This is a genomic window from Sphingomonas sp. DBB INV C78 (assembly GCF_042693015.1).
Classification (GTDB): Bacteria; Pseudomonadota; Alphaproteobacteria; order Sphingomonadales; family Sphingomonadaceae; genus Sphingomonas_E.
This window is the reverse complement of the sequence record NZ_CP170544.1, coordinates 2,227,701-2,245,591: the sequence shown is the minus strand read 5'-3', so window position 1 is coordinate 2,245,591 and position 17,891 is coordinate 2,227,701. Positions and strand designations below refer to the sequence as shown.

General features: G+C 65.0%; 12 protein-coding genes and 1 pseudogene. 4 read left to right on the top strand and 9 right to left on the bottom strand.

Annotated elements, in window-relative coordinates:
* Positions 1–29: 29 nt before the first annotated feature.
* From ACFB49_RS10720 to ACFB49_RS10705, 4 genes are read right to left on the bottom strand one after another with little or no spacing between them, the layout of a single operon-like run.
* A complete protein-coding gene (locus ACFB49_RS10720) occupies positions 30–794 on the bottom strand; it encodes a DeoR/GlpR family DNA-binding transcription regulator (protein ID WP_380879259.1) in 765 nt (254 codons plus the stop codon).
* A gap of 40 nt (positions 795–834) precedes the next feature.
* Complete coding sequence (locus ACFB49_RS10715; protein WP_380879257.1) at positions 835–2,100, bottom strand: MFS transporter; 1,266 nt, start codon at positions 2,098–2,100, stop codon at positions 835–837.
* Complete coding sequence (gene lldD, locus ACFB49_RS10710; protein WP_380879255.1) at positions 2,100–3,248, bottom strand: FMN-dependent L-lactate dehydrogenase LldD; 1,149 nt, start codon at positions 3,246–3,248, stop codon at positions 2,100–2,102. Before lldD ends, ACFB49_RS10715 begins: the two co-directional genes overlap by 1 nt.
* Complete coding sequence (locus ACFB49_RS10705; RefSeq protein ID WP_380879254.1) at positions 3,245–4,663, bottom strand: FGGY-family carbohydrate kinase; 1,419 nt, start codon at positions 4,661–4,663, stop codon at positions 3,245–3,247. Before ACFB49_RS10705 ends, lldD begins: the two co-directional genes overlap by 4 nt.
* Before the next feature lie 71 nt (positions 4,664–4,734).
* Between ACFB49_RS10705 and ACFB49_RS10700 the strand changes: the two genes are divergently transcribed.
* The 3 genes and pseudogenes from ACFB49_RS10700 to ACFB49_RS10690 all read left to right on the top strand — a co-directional run bounded on the left by ACFB49_RS10700 (position 4,735) and on the right by ACFB49_RS10690 (position 9,369).
* A complete protein-coding gene (locus tag ACFB49_RS10700; RefSeq protein WP_380879252.1) occupies positions 4,735–6,846 on the top strand; it encodes a bifunctional rhamnulose-1-phosphate aldolase/short-chain dehydrogenase in 2,112 nt (703 codons plus the stop codon).
* A gap of 137 nt (positions 6,847–6,983) precedes the next feature.
* A complete protein-coding gene (locus tag ACFB49_RS10695; RefSeq protein ID WP_380879931.1) occupies positions 6,984–8,231 on the top strand; it encodes a TIM barrel protein in 1,248 nt (415 codons plus the stop codon).
* 120 nt (positions 8,232–8,351) lie between these two features.
* A pseudogene (locus ACFB49_RS10690) lies at positions 8,352–9,369 on the top strand (alpha/beta hydrolase).
* 78 nt (positions 9,370–9,447) lie between these two features.
* On the opposite strand, the gene ACFB49_RS10685 reads toward ACFB49_RS10690, so the two are convergent.
* The 5 genes from ACFB49_RS10685 to ACFB49_RS10665 all read right to left on the bottom strand — a co-directional run bounded on the left by ACFB49_RS10685 (position 9,448) and on the right by ACFB49_RS10665 (position 17,003).
* Positions 9,448–12,405 carry a glycosyl hydrolase gene (locus ACFB49_RS10685; protein WP_380879250.1) on the bottom strand — a complete coding sequence of 986 codons (2,958 nt, stop codon included), beginning with the start codon at positions 12,403–12,405 and terminating at the stop codon, positions 9,448–9,450.
* Positions 12,406–12,422: 17 nt separating this feature from the next.
* The gene (locus ACFB49_RS10680; RefSeq protein ID WP_380879248.1) at positions 12,423–13,385 is read right to left on the bottom strand and encodes an alpha/beta hydrolase; all 963 of its coding nucleotides are present in this window, start codon (positions 13,383–13,385) and stop codon (positions 12,423–12,425) included.
* A 202-nt stretch (positions 13,386–13,587) separates the two neighbouring features.
* Positions 13,588–14,517, bottom strand: a complete 930-nt coding sequence (locus tag ACFB49_RS10675; RefSeq protein ID WP_380879246.1) for a phytanoyl-CoA dioxygenase family protein — start codon at positions 14,515–14,517, stop codon at positions 13,588–13,590.
* A gap of 41 nt (positions 14,518–14,558) precedes the next feature.
* Positions 14,559–14,978, bottom strand: coding sequence for a VOC family protein (locus ACFB49_RS10670; protein ID WP_380879244.1), 420 nt, complete (start codon positions 14,976–14,978; stop codon positions 14,559–14,561).
* Positions 14,979–15,014: 36 nt separating this feature from the next.
* Positions 15,015–17,003: a flavin-containing monooxygenase gene (locus ACFB49_RS10665; protein WP_380879242.1), complete on the bottom strand. Its 1,989-nt coding sequence runs from the start codon at positions 17,001–17,003 to the stop codon at positions 15,015–15,017.
* Between the two features lie 231 nt (positions 17,004–17,234).
* On the opposite strand from ACFB49_RS10665, the gene ACFB49_RS10660 reads away from it, so the two are divergent.
* Entirely contained in the window at positions 17,235–17,888 is a 654-nt protein-coding gene (locus tag ACFB49_RS10660; protein ID WP_380879240.1) for a TetR/AcrR family transcriptional regulator, read from the top strand.
* The last annotated feature ends 3 nt before the right edge of the window (positions 17,889–17,891 follow it).

The following is a 17,891-nucleotide window of genomic DNA, read 5'->3' as shown; positions in this document are numbered from 1 at the left end:
TCCTGCCGCCCTTTCCGAAAAGGGGAATGTCAGCGTGCGGCGATGATGACGTCCAGTCCGGCGCGCTCGAGCATGCGCCGGACATCGTCCGATATGCCATCGTCGGTGATCAGAATGTCGACTTCCTCGAGCCCGCAGACGATCCCGCCCGACGAGGAGCCGAATTTCGAGCTGTCGACCAGCAGGATAAGCTGCTCGGCGCGGTCGATCAGCCGGCGCTCGGACGCGACCAGGATGACATCCTGCTGCATGATCCCCTGGGGACCGACCGCGGCTGCGCCCATGAACAGCCTGGGCGCGTGGAAGCGCGGCATGCTGTCCTCGCCCGTCGGCGCGAGGATGATATTCTGTTCGCGGAACACCGAGCCCGACGGCACGAGAATGCGGGTGCCCTCCTGGGGCAGCAATGCATCGACGATATGCAGCGAATTGGTCAGCACCTGAAGGTCGAGGCCGGCCAGATGCGGGCACATCTGCAGCGTCGTCGTGCCCCCGTCGATCATGATGCCTTCGCCCGGCTCGCATAGCTTGGCCGCGGCGCGTCCGATCGCCTGCTTCCGGGCGAGGTTGAGCGTGATCGACTGGGCAAAGGGTGTGCCGGAGAGCCGGGCAGGGCCGTCGCCGCGTGCGCCAGTCTCGTCGACGAGCTTGGCTCCGCCGTGGACGCGCACGATCAGACCCTGTTCCTCGAGCCGTGTCAGGTCGCGCCGGATTGTGGCCGGTGACGCCTCGAGGCGTGCCTCGAGGTCGCGATAGTTGATGAAGCCGGTGACCGAGACGGCGGCCAGGATCATCTTCTCTCGTTCCGTCGCGTGCATTTCCCCGCTTTCCCGATCAGCCCGCTTGTCGTTCCGCCTCGAGCTGCTCGAGCGACTTGCCCTCGTTGCGCGGCGCCCAACGGATGCCGATCGCGCCACTTATGACGAGGAAGCCGGTCAAAATCCACGCGAGCTTGGTGAAGCCGGTCGCGGTGAGGAGCGGCACGAAGAAACTGAAGATGCCGAGCCCGATCCGCACGAATGCAAAAGCGATCCCCTGCGCGGTCGAGCGCAGGAGCGTCGGGAACATCTCCGAACTCCACAGCTGGAAGAAGCTCTGCGCGCCGAAGCCGCCCGCGAACTGGAGGAGGAAGACGTGGAGGATGGCGATCGGGACGGTCAGCGGAAAGAGTGCCAAGAGGGCCATGCCAATGACCTGGACGATGGCGGAGATGGCGAAGAGCAGTCGCTGGTTCACCTTGTCGGCAAGCTTCATGAAGACGAACCAGATCGAGACCATGCCCGTCGCAAAGGACAAAGCCTGCACAGCGACGCTCGTCGCTTGGCTCGCATCGCCCACCGTGCGCAGGATATAGGGGAAGAAGAAGCCGTTGGTCCCGGCCCACAGATTCCAGAAGCCGTACATGCCGATCAGCATGGCGAGCGGGCCGAGATAGCGGGGCTTGAAGAGTTCGGTGACGGGCGGGCGCGCGACCTTGCTCCGCTGAGCCTCTTCCCAACGCTCGGACTCGCGCATCTTCGATCGGAGCAGGGTCAAGGCGAGCGCGATGATGAGGAGATGGGCGAAAACGATGCGGGCGCCCAGGATGCCGAGATTGGTGAGGGCGAGCGCCATGAGCAGGACGACGACAGGGCCCAGATACCAGAGCACCTGGGCGACCCCCGAATGCTTCGCGCGCTCCTTGTCGGGCGCCTGTTCGGCGATCAACGACCAGCTTGCCGGGATGTCGGCGCCAACCGCGAGGCCGACGATCACGAAGCCCGTCACGATCATCCACGGCGCGGAGGCGAAGACCAGCAACGCCATGCCGGCGGCATAAACCAGCATGTCCCATTGGTAGATCTTCTTGCGTCCGACCTTGTCGCACAGCCACCCGCCTACCAGCGCACCGATGCCGGCCGAGATCGCATTGGCCGAGAACGCTCCGATCAGTCCGATGAAGCTGTCGGAGAGATTGTAGATCTCCTTCCACAAGGCCAGCGCCACGGAGCCGGCGACGATCGAGCCTGCGTCGATATAGTTGGCAAGGCCGGCGAGGATCGTATTGCGCCAATGCTCGCGCGTGCTCTCGCTCGGCGCTTCGGAAACGGTCGTCGCCATCACATGGTCCTCGCCAATATGGTCTCGTTGATCTCGGAAATGCTGGTCACGCCGGTGAGCGCCATGGCGACGCGTATCTCGGCCGCCATCAGCTCGAGCAGCTTCGTGACACCGGCTTCACCCTGTGCGCCGAGCGCATAGGCCCAGGCGCGGCCGAGCAGCACGCTTCTGGCGCCCAAGGCGAGCATGCGAACGACGTCGAGGCCGGAGCGGACCCCGCCATCGGCAAGCACGGTCAGTCTGTCGCCGACGGCGTCGACGATGAGAGGCAGCGCGCGCGCGGTCGAAAGAACTCCGTCGAGCTGGCGGCCGCCATGGTTGGAGACGATGATCCCGTCGGCGCCCAGGGCCGCCGCCTCGCGCGCGTCTTCGGGGTCGAGGAGGCCCTTGATGATCAGCGGCCCCTTCCATTCCGAACGGATGAATTCGAGATCGCGCCAGCTGATCGTGGGGTCGAAATTGGCGCGCATCCAGGCGAAGAAATCCTCGATGCCGGTGCGCCCTTTCAGAACCGGCGCCACATTGCCGAGCGCATGGGGACGGCCGGTCAGGCCGACATCCCACGCCCAGCCCGGCCGTAGCGCGGCTTGGGCAAAACGCCAGATCGCACCCTTCATCCCCGGGGCGCCGGCAAGACCGGTCCGATAATCGCGATAGCGTGTGCCCGGTACGGGCATGTCGACGGTGAAGACGAGCGCCGAACAACCCGCTTGCCTTGCCTGGGCCAAAAGCTCGCGCATGAAGGCGCGGTCGCGGATCATGTAGAGCTGGAACCAGAAGGGCCGGCTCGCTGCCCTGGCCACTTCATCCAGCGGACAGGCCGAAACGGTCGACAGCGTGAAGGGGATACCGGCCCGGTCGGCCGCCCGCACGGCCTGGCACTCGCCGCGTCGTGCGTTGAGCCCCGCAAGCCCGATCGGAGCAAGGGCGATCGGCAGTTCAAGCCTCTGGCCAAACAAGGTCGTCGACAGGTCGAGCTGCGAGACATCGCGCAACACGCGCTGGCGCAGCGCGATATCGGCAAGGTCGTCGACATTCCTGCCAAGCGTCACCTCGGCAAAGGCGCCGCCATCGATATAGTCGAACAGAAAGCGCGGCAGCCGCCGTCGTGCGGCCTCGCGGAAATCGGTGGTAGACGCGACGATCATGTCCGGCCGGCCACGATGGCGCGCCAGCTCCGGCGATAGCTCTCAAGGTCGCCCTCGAGCGGCTCGGCACGCACCAGCTTTCCTTGTGGTCGCAGGCCCGGTTCGATCAGCCGCAAGGCGCCGAAGGAGACGTCATTATGCGCGTTGGCCGTATAGACGGCGGTATCCGGCCTCAGCGCCGCGAGTGCGCGCACAAACACCTGTGCCTCGGCAAAACGGCCCTCGACAAGCAGTCGCTCGCGCGAACCGATCAGGTCGAGCGCGGCATCGGTCACGAGCGCTGCGTAGAGGCAGGCGGCCGCGCGGCGCGCGAACCAGTCGACCGGCTCGTGGAGCCAGCCGTTGCGCGCCCGCGGAAACGGACCGCAGCCTGGTGCGAGCGTGGGCAGAAGCATCGAATGCGCCGCAAGCAGCGCCGGCACGGTGGCCAGGAGTGGGGGCTGGTCGGGTGCGATGTCGACCCGGCGCGTGTCGATCTTGATCACGCTCTCGATCTCGCGACCGCCCATGAAGCGGGCGGAGGGAAGCGGGCTGCCATGGGCGTCGACATTGACGAGGCAATCGCGATCCTCGGCCAGGACCGGCCGCGTGGACGCGCTATCCGCAAGACGCATCGCAATGAACCAGGTGCCGGTCGAAAGGACCGTCGCCTCCTCGGCACCGACCTCGGGAAAACCGCGGGCGGCGAGGAGTGCTGCGTTGGAATCGTGGAGGCCGACAAGCACGCGGACCGAAGGCGCAAGGCCCGTCGCGACCGCGATGTCCGGGCGAAGCGTGCCTGCCGCGTCGCCAGCCCGGGCAAGGGGGGCAAAGCGGCCCGCCCAGCCGAACCGCTCGGCCATCGGCGAAAAGCGGCCCGCATCCGGGAGCCAGAGGTCGGAATGGCAGCCGAGGCTGGTGACTTCGCTCGCGGCGCCGCCCGAAAGGAACCATGCCCAATATTGGGCCCAGGGAACAAGCGTCGCCTTGCCCATGACGTCGGGATAGAGGCGCTCCAGCCAGTAAAGCTGGGTGCCGATGTTGAGGCCGCCCGGCAGGGCCGGCGAGCCGATCAACGCAAACGCATCCCGTTCGGCTCGATAGGCGCGCATCACGTCCTCGGGGACGTCCTGCTCATAGTCGAGCGGAAGAAAGGCCAGCGCATCATCGACGAGCGCGGCTACGCCCGCGCCATGACCGACGGGAATGATCGCCTCGACGCCCGAGTGCGCATGACGCGCCAGGGTCTCGAGGATCCAGGAGCCGATCCGCGCCGCATCGAGCCTGCGCAGGCCGTCGACCACGACCGGCGCGTTGGCGCGAACCTGGCGATCGAGAAGGCGTCCGTCGGGCGACCACAGGGTCACCTTGCTCAGCGTCTTGCCGATATCCACCACCGCTGTCGCGCCCTGAGGCAGAGGTCGTCTCCTGTCCATTTATGATCGTTTATGATTGAGTGTTATCGAAAGAGATTGAAAAAGGGAAGGCGGAATGTTAGTGGCTACTCATGAACAAGCGTCAGACCCTAAGCCCCGCCGCTACCGCCTTTGCTATCCCTGCGAGCCGCTGGGACGATGGCGAGGCATGCTCGAAGTCGCCCGCAGACCTGCTTCTCTACCGCTCGAACCTGCTTGGCTCCGATCTCACCGTGACCAATTTCGGCGGCGGCAACACGTCGGCCAAGCTCGTCGAGGTCGACCCGCTGACGGGGGAGGAGGTCGAGGTCCTGTGGGTCAAGGGATCGGGTGGCGATATCGGTTCGATGAAGCTCGACGGTTTCGCGACGCTCTACCAGGACAAGCTGCTCGGCCTTGAGACGCATTATGGCGGTGAGGCCGATGACGACAGGATGGTCGGCTATCTGCCGCATTGCACCTTCAACCTGAACGGCCGGGCAGCGTCGATCGATACGCCACTCCACGCGCTGCTGCCATTCGCTCATGTCGATCATGTCCACCCCGACGCGATCATTGCGCTCGCCGCCTCGTCGGGGGGCGAGGCGGCGTCCCGGGAAATCTGGGGCGGACGGATCGGCTGGCTGCCCTGGAAGCGGCCCGGCTACACATTGGGCGTCCAGCTGCGCGACTATGTCGCGGCCAATCCCGGCATCGAGGGCGTGATGCTGGCGGGGCACGGGATCATCTGCTGGAGGGACAGCGCGAAGGCCTGTTACGAACATACGATCGGCCTGATCGCGGACGCCGCTTATTATCTGAACACCAAGCTGGCCGACGCACCGGCCTTTGGCGGGCAGGCCATTGCGCCCAACCCCGATCGCGGCGCGATCGTCGCCGATCTCATGCCGCGCCTGCGCGGTCTCATGACCGGCGCTCGGCGAAAGCTCGGGCACTGGTCGGACGATGGCGAAGCGCTCGAATTCACTGGGTCGGTCGCGTTCGAGCGGCTGGCGACGATCGGCACATCCTGCCCGGATCATTTCCTGCGCACCAAGATCGCGCCGCTGACGCTCGACCCGGCGCGGCTGACCGACGACGCCTATCTCGTCGAAAAGCTCGCAGCCTATCGCGCGCTCTATGCGGCTTATTATGAGCGCTGCAGGAGGCCGAACTCGCCGGCGATGCGCGATCCCAATCCGGTCGTCGTGCTAATCCCCGGGGTCGGGCGGATCACCTTTGCCACCGACAAGACGACTGCCCGCCTCGCCGGCGAATTCTACGGCAATGCCATCAATGTGATGCGCGGCGCCGAGGCGATCGGCGACTATATCGGGCTCGACGAGCAGGAAGCTTTCGACATCGAATATTGGCTGCTCGAAGAAGCCAAGCTTCAGCGAATGCCCGCGCCGAAGCCGCTGGTCGGCCGCGTCGCGCTCGTCACCGGCGGGGCTGGCGGCATAGGGGCTGCGACCGCGGCGCGGCTGATGGCGGACGGCGCCTGCGTGATGCTCGCCGACCGCGACGCAGAAGCGGTCGAAGAGGTCCGCGGCGGTTTTGCAAAGCAGTTCGGCAAGGACCTGGTCCGCGCCGTCCTATGCGACGTCACCGACGAAGCCCAGGTTGCCGCCGCCTTCGAGGATTGCGCGCGCGAATTTGGCGGGCTCGACATTCTGGTCGCCAATGCCGGCATCGCTTCTTCCGCGCCGATCGAGGAGACTACGGTCGAGCTCTGGCGCAAGAATTATGACGTCCTGGCCGAGGGCTATTTCTTGACCGCACGCGCCGCCTTCCCGCTGATGAAGCGGATGAAGGAGCAAGGTGGGGCTGCGATCGTCTTCATCGGCTCGAAGAACGGGATCGCGGCGGCCACCAATGCCAGCGCCTATGCATCGGCCAAGGCGGCCGCGAACCATCTTGCCCGCTGCCTCGCGCTCGAGGGCGCGCCGTCGGGCATCCGCGTCAATGTCGTCAATCCCGATGCCGTCATCCGGGGCTCCAAGATCTGGGATGGCGACTGGCGCAAGGAGCGGGCGGGCGCTCACGGCATCGATCCGGGAAGCGAGCTCGAAGAGCATTATCGTCAGCGCTCGATGCTCAAGCGCGACGTGCTGCCTGAGGACATCGCCGAGGCCGTCTATTTCCTCGCGTCCGACATGTCGGCAAAGTCGACGGGCAACATGATCAATGTGGATGCGGGCAACGCACAGGCTTTCACCCGCTGATTTCCCCGCGCCGGGCCGGCCCACCTCGGGGAGGGGGCACGACACCCGGTCCGGCGCAACGATTGAACAACAAGATCGGGAGAGAGAAATTGGTCGCAGACTTGCCCTTGTCGGCGGAGTTCATCGCCGAGGCCAATATGCGCGAGCTCGACGCGCTCGACGAGGATTATGCAGCGCTCGGCCGTCAGCTTGAACGGCGGGGGATCGCGATCGACGCGATCAAGGCGCGCGTCGCGGGCTTCTCGGTCGCGGTGCCGAGCTGGGGTTCGGGCCGGGGCGGTACGCGCTTTGCGAAATTCCCGATTGCCGGAGAGCCCACCAACATCCACGAGAAGCTCGAGGATTGCGCGGTCGTCAACCAGCTTTGCCGCGTGACGCCCCGGGTGTCGCCCCATTTTCCCTGGGACAGGGTGAGCGACTATAAGGCGCTGCGCGAGGAGGCCGCGAGCCTCGGTCTCGCCTTCGATGCCGTCAATTCCAACACCTTCCAGGACCAGCCGGGACAGGCGCAGAGCTATGCGACGGGGTCGCTCGCCTCGACGGTCGCGGAGACCCGCGCCCAGGCCGTCGAGCATAATATCGAGTGTATCGAGATCGGCCGGCAACTCGGGTCGACCGACCTCACCGTCTGGGTCGGCGACGGCACCAATTTCCCCGGTCAGCAGGATCTGGGGCGCAGCCTCGACCGCTATCTCGACGCAGCATCCGAAATCTATGCGGCACTGCCCGATGGCTGGCGGATGCTGCTCGAGCACAAGATGTACGAGCCGGCCTTTTATTCCTCGGTGATCTCGGACTGGGGCAGCTCGATCCTTGCCGCGCAGGAACTGGGGCCGAAGGCGCAATGCCTGGTCGATCTCGGCCACCACGCACCCAACACCAATATCGAGCAGATCGTGGCGCGACTCCATCGCTTCGGAAAACTTGGCGGCTTCCACTTCAACGACAGCAAATATGGCGATGACGATCTCGACAGCGGGTCGATCAATCCCCACCAGCTCTTCCTCATCTTCAACGAGCTGGTCGAGGCCGAAGCCCATCCACGGGCTGGCTTCAACCCCAGCTACATGATCGACCAGTCGCACAACGTAACCGATCCGATCGAATCCATGCTGTCGTCGGCCGAGGCGATCGTGGGCAGCTTCGCCAGAGCCCTGCTCGTCGACCGCGGGGCGCTCCATGGAGCGCAAGGCGAAAATGACACGATGATGGCGTTCCAGGCGCTGCGCCGGGCCTATAATGTCGACGTCGCACCGATCCTCGCCAAGGTCCGCGTCGAGGCCGGTGGCGCAATCGACGTGCTTGCGGCCTACCGGGCGAGCCAGTGGCGGACGCGCAAGGCGCAGGAGCGCAAGACGGTTGGGCTTGGCGCCGGTATCGTGTGAAGACAGGCGGTTGGCGGGGCACTCCTCGCAATCCGCGAACGCCTGCGCTGCCATCGACCGGCGCGTTGATGGAAAGTTCAACCATCGACGCTGCGGCGTGCGGTGCGATATGCCCATGACATGTCTCGAACGAGAGGGCTTTCGATGACCTTCGGACAGATGGTCGCGGCAATGCTGATGGCGTCGGCGCTGGCCGCCTCGCCGGTGGCTGACGTCCAGCACGTCGATCCGGAGCTTCGCCAGATCGCGCGTGCGGTGCTTCAGGCGCAGTCCAATGAGCAGCGAGCGCCCGCACGACCCGCAAAGCCGTCCCGCATTCCCGATGGAGTTGGCACACGGCTGGTGGAAGCCGCGCCCGGGCAACCGCCCGTGACAGTCTACGTCATCAATGCTGCGCCTGGCGCGCGCCCTCGCGGCGCCATTCTCTTTATCCATGGCGGGGGCTATGTCGCCGGCGATGCGCGTGACGATCTGCATCGGCTGGTGGGGCTTGCGACGCGGCTCAACGCAGCCATTGTCAGCGTCCAGTATCGGCTGGCACCCCAAACGCGTTTTCCCGGAGCGCTCGAAGACAATTACGCTGCGCTCAAGTGGCTTTACCGCAATGCCGACGCGCTCGGCGTCGATCGCACGCGTGGTGCTGATGGGCGAAAGTGCCGGTGGGGGCCACGCCGCGACGCTCGCGATCGCGGCGCGCGACCGCCGCGAGGTGCCCCTGGCGGGACAAGTGCTGGTCTATCCGATGCTCGACGATCGCACCGGAGCAACCCGAGCCGTCGCGCCGTCCATTGGCCAGATCATCTGGCGCGCGCAGGACAATCGAGACGGGTGGACGGCGCTGCTGGGCCAGCCGGCCGGATCAGCAACTGTGCCGAACGGGGCGGTGCCTGCACGCGTTTCTGACCTGCGCGGTCTTCCGCCGACATTCATCGGCGTTGGATCGATTGACCTGTTCGCCGAGGAGGACATCGAATTTGCCCGCCGGCTTGTCGGCGCCGAGGTGTCCACCGAGCTGATTGTTGCTCCGGGAGCGTTTCACGGCTTCCATATCATGGTCCCCCGGGCCGCGGTATCGAAGCAGTTCAGCGCCGCGCTGGAGGCTGCACTCACGCGCTTGTTATCGGATTCGAAGGACTAGAAGGCACCGGGCATGGCTGCATCCCGGGACCAACCTACCGAGGGTGGCCCGGTGTGCCGTTGCCCGGTTGGTTGGTCCTCAATCTGCAAGATGTGCGATTGCCTGGCTGCCTGCTTTACTGGCTTTCGGCGCGGCATCGGTTTTGATCGCCACCGCTTGTGCCTGGGGCGTGGAAATGACCAGGCGTACGGGTCCTGACAGCCCGGCTGGCACAGGCGCGAGCTTTCGAAGGCTCGGATTGGCTGGATCGATCATCGCATTCTGTGGGACGTTGGCGACGGCGATTTCGACGCGATTGGTGCCCGTCCTGATCGCGTCGGTGACGTCGACGCTCCAGGGCGCGCTGATGGCCGGTGGCAGCGCCCGGCCGTTGACGGACACGGTCGCCATGTCGTGAACCGCGCCGAGTTCGAGGCTGATGCGGCGATCCTTGCCTTTCCAGCCCGGTGGCAGCTTGAATGACCGTGAATAGGTGCCGATCCCCGAAAAGCGGGCGAGGCCGTGAAACGTCGACCAGTCGCCGAGCGATACCGACTTCAGGGTCTCGATGTATGGCGCCCCGCCTGTCACATGTCCCTTCACCGACAAGCTCCAGCCTGCAGCAGGAAGGACGATCTGCGCCGATGGCGACGTCGCCGCCACCGGGCTCGGGGTCGCGGCCGGGTCGACGACGATCAGACCGCTTTCGCCGGGCCGCAGGGTCAGGTCGATCCGCATTCCCCCCTCGTGGGAGGTCGTGGCGATCGGCCGGATGACGCCGTCCATGGCGTCCCAGCGTTCGGCCTTGCCGCGTAACGGCGTGAGAAAGTCGGCCTTCTGGTCCGATTGTCCGCGATTGTGCATGAAGTAAAGGTGCCGGTCGCCGATACGCCGTTCCACGAACGTCAGATCCTGAACCGCTTCCAGGAAGCGGACATTCGCCGGGACGCCAGCTTTTTGCAGGCAAGCGGCAAGGCCCGCTTCAGGCACCACCTGCGCTCCGGCACCGGTCGCTTTCAGGATGGCGGATCGCACAAGTGCGTCGTTCGCGGCCCGATCCTTCAATCCTTCCGATCGTCGGGGTGGCGCCTGCGAGAAGATCACCGGCAGGCCGGCATCGGCAAGCTCGGCAATGCGACGGGCGGTTTCCGGTCGCATCGCCTCGACGGCCGGCAAGATGAGCGCCGCGTAGCGATGCCCTCCTGGCGTCTGCAGCTGTTTGCCCACCATGCGCGATCGGGCGAGGCCATCGGGATTTATGCGATCGAAATCATAGCCGGCCGCGATCAGGGCCTTTTCGCGCTGCTGGGAGGCAAGGCCATGGTCCTCCACGCCGACATAATAGCCGATTTCGCCATAGAACATTGCGACCGGTACGACGCTCTCGCCCTGGCGCATGATGGCGTTCAGCCGCGCCATATAGCGGAAGAGCCGCGGCATGCCCGCCCAGACCGGATTGCGTTCGTCGAGCATCGATCCGAAGCCCGGGGTGAAGGGGTTGGGCTGGAAGGCATACCAGCCCGGCCAGCCCGCTTCGCGAAAGCGATATGTGTAGCCGTGGAGCGTCTGGGCGTTGACGCCGCCCGAGATCAGAAGGTCGGTCCGGCGCCGCATCTCGTCGGGCGTGACCGAATAAGGGCGTCCCGCCCAGACCATGCTCTCGGCGCTAACCGTCGGTCGCCCGTAGATGTTGGCGGCCGAGCGCGCGAACCGCATGAACAGGGGATCGCCGCCATGAACCAGATCCTCGGTCTCGGGGATGTCGGCCAGTCCATAGCCTTTCAGCACATCGATCGCGCCGCCATGGGCCTGGAATTTCGCCTTGAACCCCCGGGCGTGGTTCCAGTCGATCCAGGGCTCGATGAAATTGTCGATCAGGAGCTCGGAGACAGTGAGGCGATAGTCGGCGCGGACGCGGGCGCCGGTCTCGTCCTGGTCCGTCGTCTCGAAATAAGGCGGCGAGTAATGCTCGCCCCATGCCTGTGCCCAGCCGGGCTGGACGAGGAGCGGGAGATAGGGTGTGAGGTCGTAACCGCGGCGCCTACGAAAGGCCTCGAGGAAACGATCGGTCCACGGCAGATCCTGCATGAGCTCGAGCGAGTCGACGAAGGTCGCGCGAATCCCGGCTTTTCGTGCTCCTTGCACCAGCGGATCACCCACGCGCCTCGCGTGCGCGTCGAATGCGCTCCTGTCGAAATGATCGAGCACCAGTTGTGGCCCACGGCCGGCCGCGCCCGTCACCCCCATGTTGGAGGCATATTGCTTGAAGACGAAGACCTGCCAGGATCCGGGCGGCGGCACCCAGTCGAGCGTTCCATCGGCCCCGAGGCGCGCGGTGAGATCGACCCGGCTTGCAAGGTCGATGGCACCTGAGGCCAGCACATCCGACCAGGCCGAGAGGATGAGCCCTCCGGCGGGCGCGCTTGGTTTCAGAGCAGGTGCGCGGCCGCGAAAGGCCATCACCGCAACCACCTGGCCGCGCGCGTCGAAGCGCCGGGACCAGTCGGCAAAGGCTGGATCCTTCACGCGCGGATCGAGCGGCGACAGGGCGCCCATCCGTCTCGTGCGGGTCGGGATAACGATCCGGACCGGGCTGCGCTGCCCACCCTCGACGGTGGTCATGGCCATGGTGAGCTCCGACAGGGCGCGTTCGGGAGGGATGGCCGTGCCGCCGCCCGAGGGCCAGGCGGATCCGAACGTATAGTCGATCACCATGCCGCGCCTGGCAGCCTCTTCCGTCGCCGCCGAGACCGCAGCGAAAAAGGACGGTTCGGCGAAACTGTCGATGCGCTCGCGCTCGGAGGCCGTGACGGCGGGAATACCGGGATTGAACGCCTGGATCTCGGCGCCGCCGATTCCCGCCTTGTCGAGGACCTCCAGTTCCCGTCGGATCTCGTCGGCGGTGACGGCGCCACCGGGCCACCACCACCGGATCATCGGCCGGGCCTCGACGGGGGGCGTCGCGAATGCCGCCTTCAGTTCGTCCGCCGCCGCGACGGGCACGGTCATGGCTTGCGCTGCAGAGGCCATGAGGATCAGGAAAAGCGTTCGGCGCATCGGCCTCAGAGCCTGTTTCATCGGGACTTCAACATGCCGTTCATGTCGAGCCAGCGACGGAAGCCTTCGAGCCAGTCCCAACTGGTCGTGCCCCTGATGCCGACGCCATAGCCATGGCCTCCGCGCTGGTAGGCGTGAAGCTCGGCCTTGCCGCCGGCGGCGATCCAGCCTTCGACGAGCCCATAGCCCATCTTGCCAAACAGCGGATCGTCCGTCGCGATACCGACGAACATCGGCGGGGCGCCCGCCGGCACCACGACCCTGTTCATCGACGGGTAGATCGGCGCGATGAAGGCGGGCATCGCATCGGCGGAGGATTGCTGGGCCGTGGTGATGGTCGTTATCGCGCCGGCCGAAAAGCCCATCATTCCGACGCGTTTGGGATCGACGCCGAACTCCGCGGCGCGCGACCGGACGAGACGAATGGCCGCGAGCCCGTCCTCGACCGCCTGGCCGGGGACGGGGATGGCACGTTCCTGTCCTGGGCCGAGGACGGCCTTCTTCATGACATCCGATATCTCGCGCCCGAATTCGGGCCAGCCCGGTGACGTCGGAACGAGCCGATATTTGAGGACGAAGGCGGCGACCCCATGGTCCGCGAGCCAGCGCGCAATCGACCAACCTTCCTGATCCATCGCCAGCGTGCGGAAGGCGCCCCCGGGGGCAATGACGACCGCGGCGCCGGTTGCCTTGTCCGGAGCCGGCAGCACCGGAGTGAGGGTCGCTTCCGTGACATTGCGAACCGACAGCTTGCCGCCCTGGCGCCACCAGATCTCGGGGCCAGTGGAACCGGTAACACCGCCCGTGCCGAGCTTGATGGCGGCGGGGTCGGACGGTGGGTCGAGATTCTGTGCCGCGGCCGGTGCCACCATCGCCCACATAAGAATGGGGGACAGGAAAGCCAGCAGTCGGCTGGGACGCGTCGTGCGACCGGCAAGCCCAGTAGGCCCCCTGGTCCTGCGGCGCCGATCATCGCTCATGGCTGCCTCGTCCTGCAATTCCGGCACGACAGACCGAGCGCCGACTGTTCCGGAAGCGATCGACGGATTTCGGATGGCGCGGTCAGGCCTGCGACGTTCGAAATGCGAAGGCTCTGTGCCCGAAGATGTCATGGCGCTCGCCACATTTCGGCTCCTTGTTCTTGCTTCTTAAGGTGTGGCGGGACGCAGCCGATGATTCCGTTCAATAGTCCATCGTTGCCGGCACGCAGAGCGCGCGCAGCTCGTCGCTGGCGCTGTCCCACTGCTCGTCGAAGCCGATCGAGACCGAACTGTAGCCGAGCAGCTGGCGGAGCGTTCGGGACGTGCCCGCCATGACGGTGGGATCGAGCACCAGCGGAAAGTTGATCATCGGCCTGCACCAGGGCGGGCAATAGCCGACGATGACGCCGGCGCGTTCCCGGTCCTGGCTTGTATTGGCGCCGGTACCGTGAAGCAGCATGTCGCTGTAGATGATCAGCGAGCCGGCCGGGGCTTCTGCGGCAAGCGATTCATAATAGGTTCCGCCGGTCATATCGATGCGATCGTTCCAGCGGTGACTTCCGGGCACGACGCGGGTCGCGCCATTCGCCTCTTCGAAAGGGTCGAGACACCAGATGAAGCGTGACTGGAGCGGCTTTTGCTGGTCCCGGAAATCCATGCCGCGATCGAGATGTATGAACTGCTCACCGCTGCCGGGCCGGGTGAGATTGGCCCCGTAGCTGTGCACCAGATAGCCCTCGTTCAATAACGTGGGGCCCAGGATATGTTTGGTCAGGTGCAATGCCACAGGATGCTCGAGGAAGTCGCGGAACCAGTGATGGCGATTGGGTAGCCGGCTCAGCCGCCGGTTCTTGTCGTCGGGATCGGTGAAGAAGCGCCGCACGCGGTTCTCGTCGATGGCTTCCTCGCGTGCGATCTCATCGACGAGGACCTGCCGCGCCTCGCGAACCTCATCCGCGGTCAGGACATCGGTCAGGATGGCATAGCCTGCCTGGTCGAGGTCGATCTTCACCTGCTCCAGGCTCCGCGTGGGGCGGGGGAGCGGGCCCTCGAACGCGACCGGCACGCGCCGGATCGTTGCCGCATGATTGTCCTTATAGTCCTCCATCCGGACTGCATCGCCGATCGCCATCTATCCCTCCTCGTTCTTTTCTGCCGGTTCGCGACGTCCGATCAGCCCATCATCTGGACCACTTCGTTCACATGGCCCTCCGGATCGAGCACGAAGCCGACGCGGATCGAGAACTCGCTGATCTCGCGGATCGGCTCCGGAATGGTTCCGCCGGCCTTCCGCGCACGGTCGACCAGCGCATCGAGATCTTCGGTGACATAGCCCTGCACCGCTTCGCCGGCGGACGGTCCTGCCGAGTCCAGATATTGGATGAGCGTGAGCGCCGGGCCGCCTTGATAGGTCGACTGGAAGGTGATTTCGTCGATGGCTCTGCCAAACATCACGTCCTGGTGGCGGCCAAACGGAATCAGGCCGAACACCTCCTCATAGAATTTTGCCATCGCATCGAGGTCGTGCACGAAGGTCTTGGCGAAGCTGTACTGGGTTGCCCGGGTCGTTCCGAAGGGGCGCGGGTCGGCCATTCTCTCTCTCTCCTATTAGTAAGTGCATACTTCACGTCAGATCGTGAGCATAGCCATTTCGGGGGACGTGGCAGGGCCGAGGTCGGCGCGCCGGGTGACATGGAAATCATCGGTCCGGGGCGAGCGAGTTTCGTGCCAGATCCGGGAATTGTGGCGCGGAATGGCCAGGATCACCTTCCTGCCCTGGTCGCGATAATAGCCGTGCGCATTGCCGCACTGGACCCATGCGGTCCGGCTGAGCTCGGCATCGACATCCTCGACGAAGGCGCGCGTCGCCTCCTCGCTGACGTCGACCGCCGACAGGCCTTCGTCGACCATCCACTGCAGAAGCTCGACGATGTAATGGACCTGCTGTTCGCTCACGACCGCATGGTTGGCCACGAGGTAGCTGTAGGGCGCGCCCATGAAGACGAAGTTCGGAAAGCTCGGGACCAGCATGCCTTCATAGGAGAAGGGGTGGGGTTCGAACGTCTGGCTGAGGGACTTGCCCGTGCCGCGAATGTCGAACTGCCGGCCGAAATAGAGATTGTAGCCCGTCGAGAAGACAAGAACGTCGCATTCGATCCGCGTCCCGTCGTCGAGGATCACGGTTTTCTGGTCGCATTCGGCAATCGAGCCGCGGACGATCGAGACATTCGGCTTCTTGAGGGTGTCGAAGAAGCCGCAATCGAGGATCGGGCGCTTCGCGAAGACCGGGAAGGACGGGGTCAGGAAATCGACCATCTCCGGGTCGTCCGGGAAATGGCTCTTCAGATAGCCGTCGATCATCATTTTCATGCCGTCATTGACCGGACCGAAGCCACCAGTCCTGGCGGCATGCTCCTCATCCTTCATGATCATGCCGTGCATGTCGGCCATCGCGCTGGCGAGGCTCTGCAGGCGCTTCCACTGCGCGACGAACGGGATCTGCTCCATCGCGCCGATCTCGAGTGGATCCACCGGTGCGTGGGCGGCTGGATTGGGGATGATGTGCTCGGGCTGGCGCTGGATGATGACGAGCTCGCCGACCGTGTCGGCAATCGCGGTCGCAACCTGGACCCCCGAACAGCCGGTCCCGACCAGCACGACCTTCTTGCCCGTGAGGTCGACCCCATGATCCCAGCGGGCCGAATGAATGACGGGTCCCGAGAACATCTGGAGATTTTCGACCTTGGGATAATTGGGCGTATTGTTGGGCCCGACCGCCATGATCAGGACATTGGCCTCGTAGGTGACGGGCGTGCTGTCCCGAAGTGCCGAGACGATCCAGACCTTGCGTGCGTCGTCCCACCTGGCGCCTTCCACCTGGGTATTGAATGCGATCTTGTCGCGGACACCATATTTGTCGGAGACGCGCTTGAGATAGGACAGGAATTCGGGGCCGTTCGGATAATATTTGGTCCAGGATCCGTTGGGCTCGAACGAGAAGGAATAGACGCGGCTCGGCGTGTCGACGGCGGCGCCGGGATAGGTATTTTCGAGCCAGTTGCCGCCGACCTCGTCGAGGCGTTCGAGGATCTGATAATCGAAGCCCGCCTGCTGGAGCTTGATCGCGGCATTGATCCCCATCATGCCGGCGCCGACAACCAGCACCTTGAAGTCGGCCGGAGGAATGCGCTGGGGCGCGCGGATACGCGTGTCGGTGGTGAAGCCCGCATGCTGGAACGCCGGATCGATCGACATTTCGGGCAGCTCGAGGCCAAGCGCCAGGCGCGCCATTTCACGGAACAGCGGCTTGTCGAGATGAGGGAGAACCGGCGGCTTGCCCGACTTGACCGCGCTACGAAGCCGGTCGCGCACGTCGCGCTGGACGTCGAGCGAGGCCTGCGTCGTCTCGCGAGGGTTGTCGAACGCGACAAAGGCTTCCTTGACCTGATGCTGGGTGCCTTCCAGCGCAGGACCGAATTTGTGGAGGAGCGTGCGGTCGCCGGTGAGCTGGACCAGCGCCAGCAACGCCACGACCGGATCGAGCGCGTCAATGGCCCGGTCGAGGTCCTCGGCCTGCGGCCCATGCAGGCCCGGCTCCACATCCGCCATGATGGTCATCCTCTCTGGTTTTCTGGCGAAGGGGAATCGCATTCGCCCCTCCCGGACTATTAATTACAACGACGGGTGTATATAATCAAGCGGCGGGAAAGGGAAAGAAGGCAGGTCGTCCGGGCACGCGCAAATTTGGCCGGGAACGCGGACTATCCACTGACCCGCATTCGGAATATCGAGCAGGCAGGCGCCGGTGCCGGGTTGTTAAGGTGACGGCAGGTCGGGGAGAAGCACGGGATGACGGTGCCGGGTGCAGCCAGGGTTCAGCGGCGAGGGCGCCCTCGCAACGCCGAGGCTGTCGAGAAGCGGCAGGCCATTCTCACCGCTGCGACCACCTTGTTCCTGACGTCCGGCTATCGCGACGTCTCGATGCGCGAGGTGGCAAAAGCGGCCGATGTCTCGACGCGCACGCTCTATAACCTCTATGTCGACAAGGCATCCTTGTTCGGGGCGTGCCTGAGCGCGCTGTCGTCCGATAGTGCCGAGCCGGTTCTTGTCGAAGAGCTATCGGTCGAGCGGACGCTCGAGCATTTTGCCACTAATATGGTGAGGCAATTGTCGCGCCCTGACAGCCTGGGATTCGCACGCCTCGTCATGAATGACGGCAAGGATTTTCCTGAACTGGCGGAGGCCGGCTATGCCAGCCAGGAAGAACGCTTTGTACAGCCGCTGGCCGCTTATCTCCAACGCGCAGGGTTCGCGCAGGATCTCGTGCAACCCCTTGCCACCCTTTTCATCGCCATGGCTATTTCCGAGTGGAACAGGGCCGTGACCTTCCACCTTCGCCTCCCAGATCAGACAGAGATTGCCGGCCACGCACGGCGTGCGGCAGCGATCTTCATCCACGGCGTCGCGATCAACTCGAAGGTCGCGCCACCGGCAGCCGTCTGACGA

Coding starts and splice junctions, on each gene's coding strand:
- ACFB49_RS10720 (WP_380879259.1), bottom strand. CDS start 794: ATGATCCTGGCCGCCGTCTCGGTCACCGGCTTCATCAACTATCGCGAC.
- ACFB49_RS10715 (WP_380879257.1), bottom strand. CDS start 2,100: ATGGCGACGACCGTTTCCGAAGCGCCGAGCGAGAGCACGCGCGAGCAT.
- lldD (WP_380879255.1), bottom strand. CDS start 3,248: ATGATCGTCGCGTCTACCACCGATTTCCGCGAGGCCGCACGACGGCGG.
- ACFB49_RS10705 (WP_380879254.1), bottom strand. CDS start 4,663: ATGGACAGGAGACGACCTCTGCCTCAGGGCGCGACAGCGGTGGTGGAT.
- ACFB49_RS10700 (WP_380879252.1), top strand. CDS start 4,735: ATGAACAAGCGTCAGACCCTAAGCCCCGCCGCTACCGCCTTTGCTATC.
- ACFB49_RS10695 (WP_380879931.1), top strand. CDS start 6,984: ATGCGCGAGCTCGACGCGCTCGACGAGGATTATGCAGCGCTCGGCCGT.
- ACFB49_RS10685 (WP_380879250.1), bottom strand. CDS start 12,405: ATGCGCCGAACGCTTTTCCTGATCCTCATGGCCTCTGCAGCGCAAGCC.
- ACFB49_RS10680 (WP_380879248.1), bottom strand. CDS start 13,385: ATGAGCGATGATCGGCGCCGCAGGACCAGGGGGCCTACTGGGCTTGCC.
- ACFB49_RS10675 (WP_380879246.1), bottom strand. CDS start 14,517: ATGGCGATCGGCGATGCAGTCCGGATGGAGGACTATAAGGACAATCAT.
- ACFB49_RS10670 (WP_380879244.1), bottom strand. CDS start 14,978: ATGGCCGACCCGCGCCCCTTCGGAACGACCCGGGCAACCCAGTACAGC.
- ACFB49_RS10665 (WP_380879242.1), bottom strand. CDS start 17,003: ATGACCATCATGGCGGATGTGGAGCCGGGCCTGCATGGGCCGCAGGCC.
- ACFB49_RS10660 (WP_380879240.1), top strand. CDS start 17,235: ATGACGGTGCCGGGTGCAGCCAGGGTTCAGCGGCGAGGGCGCCCTCGC.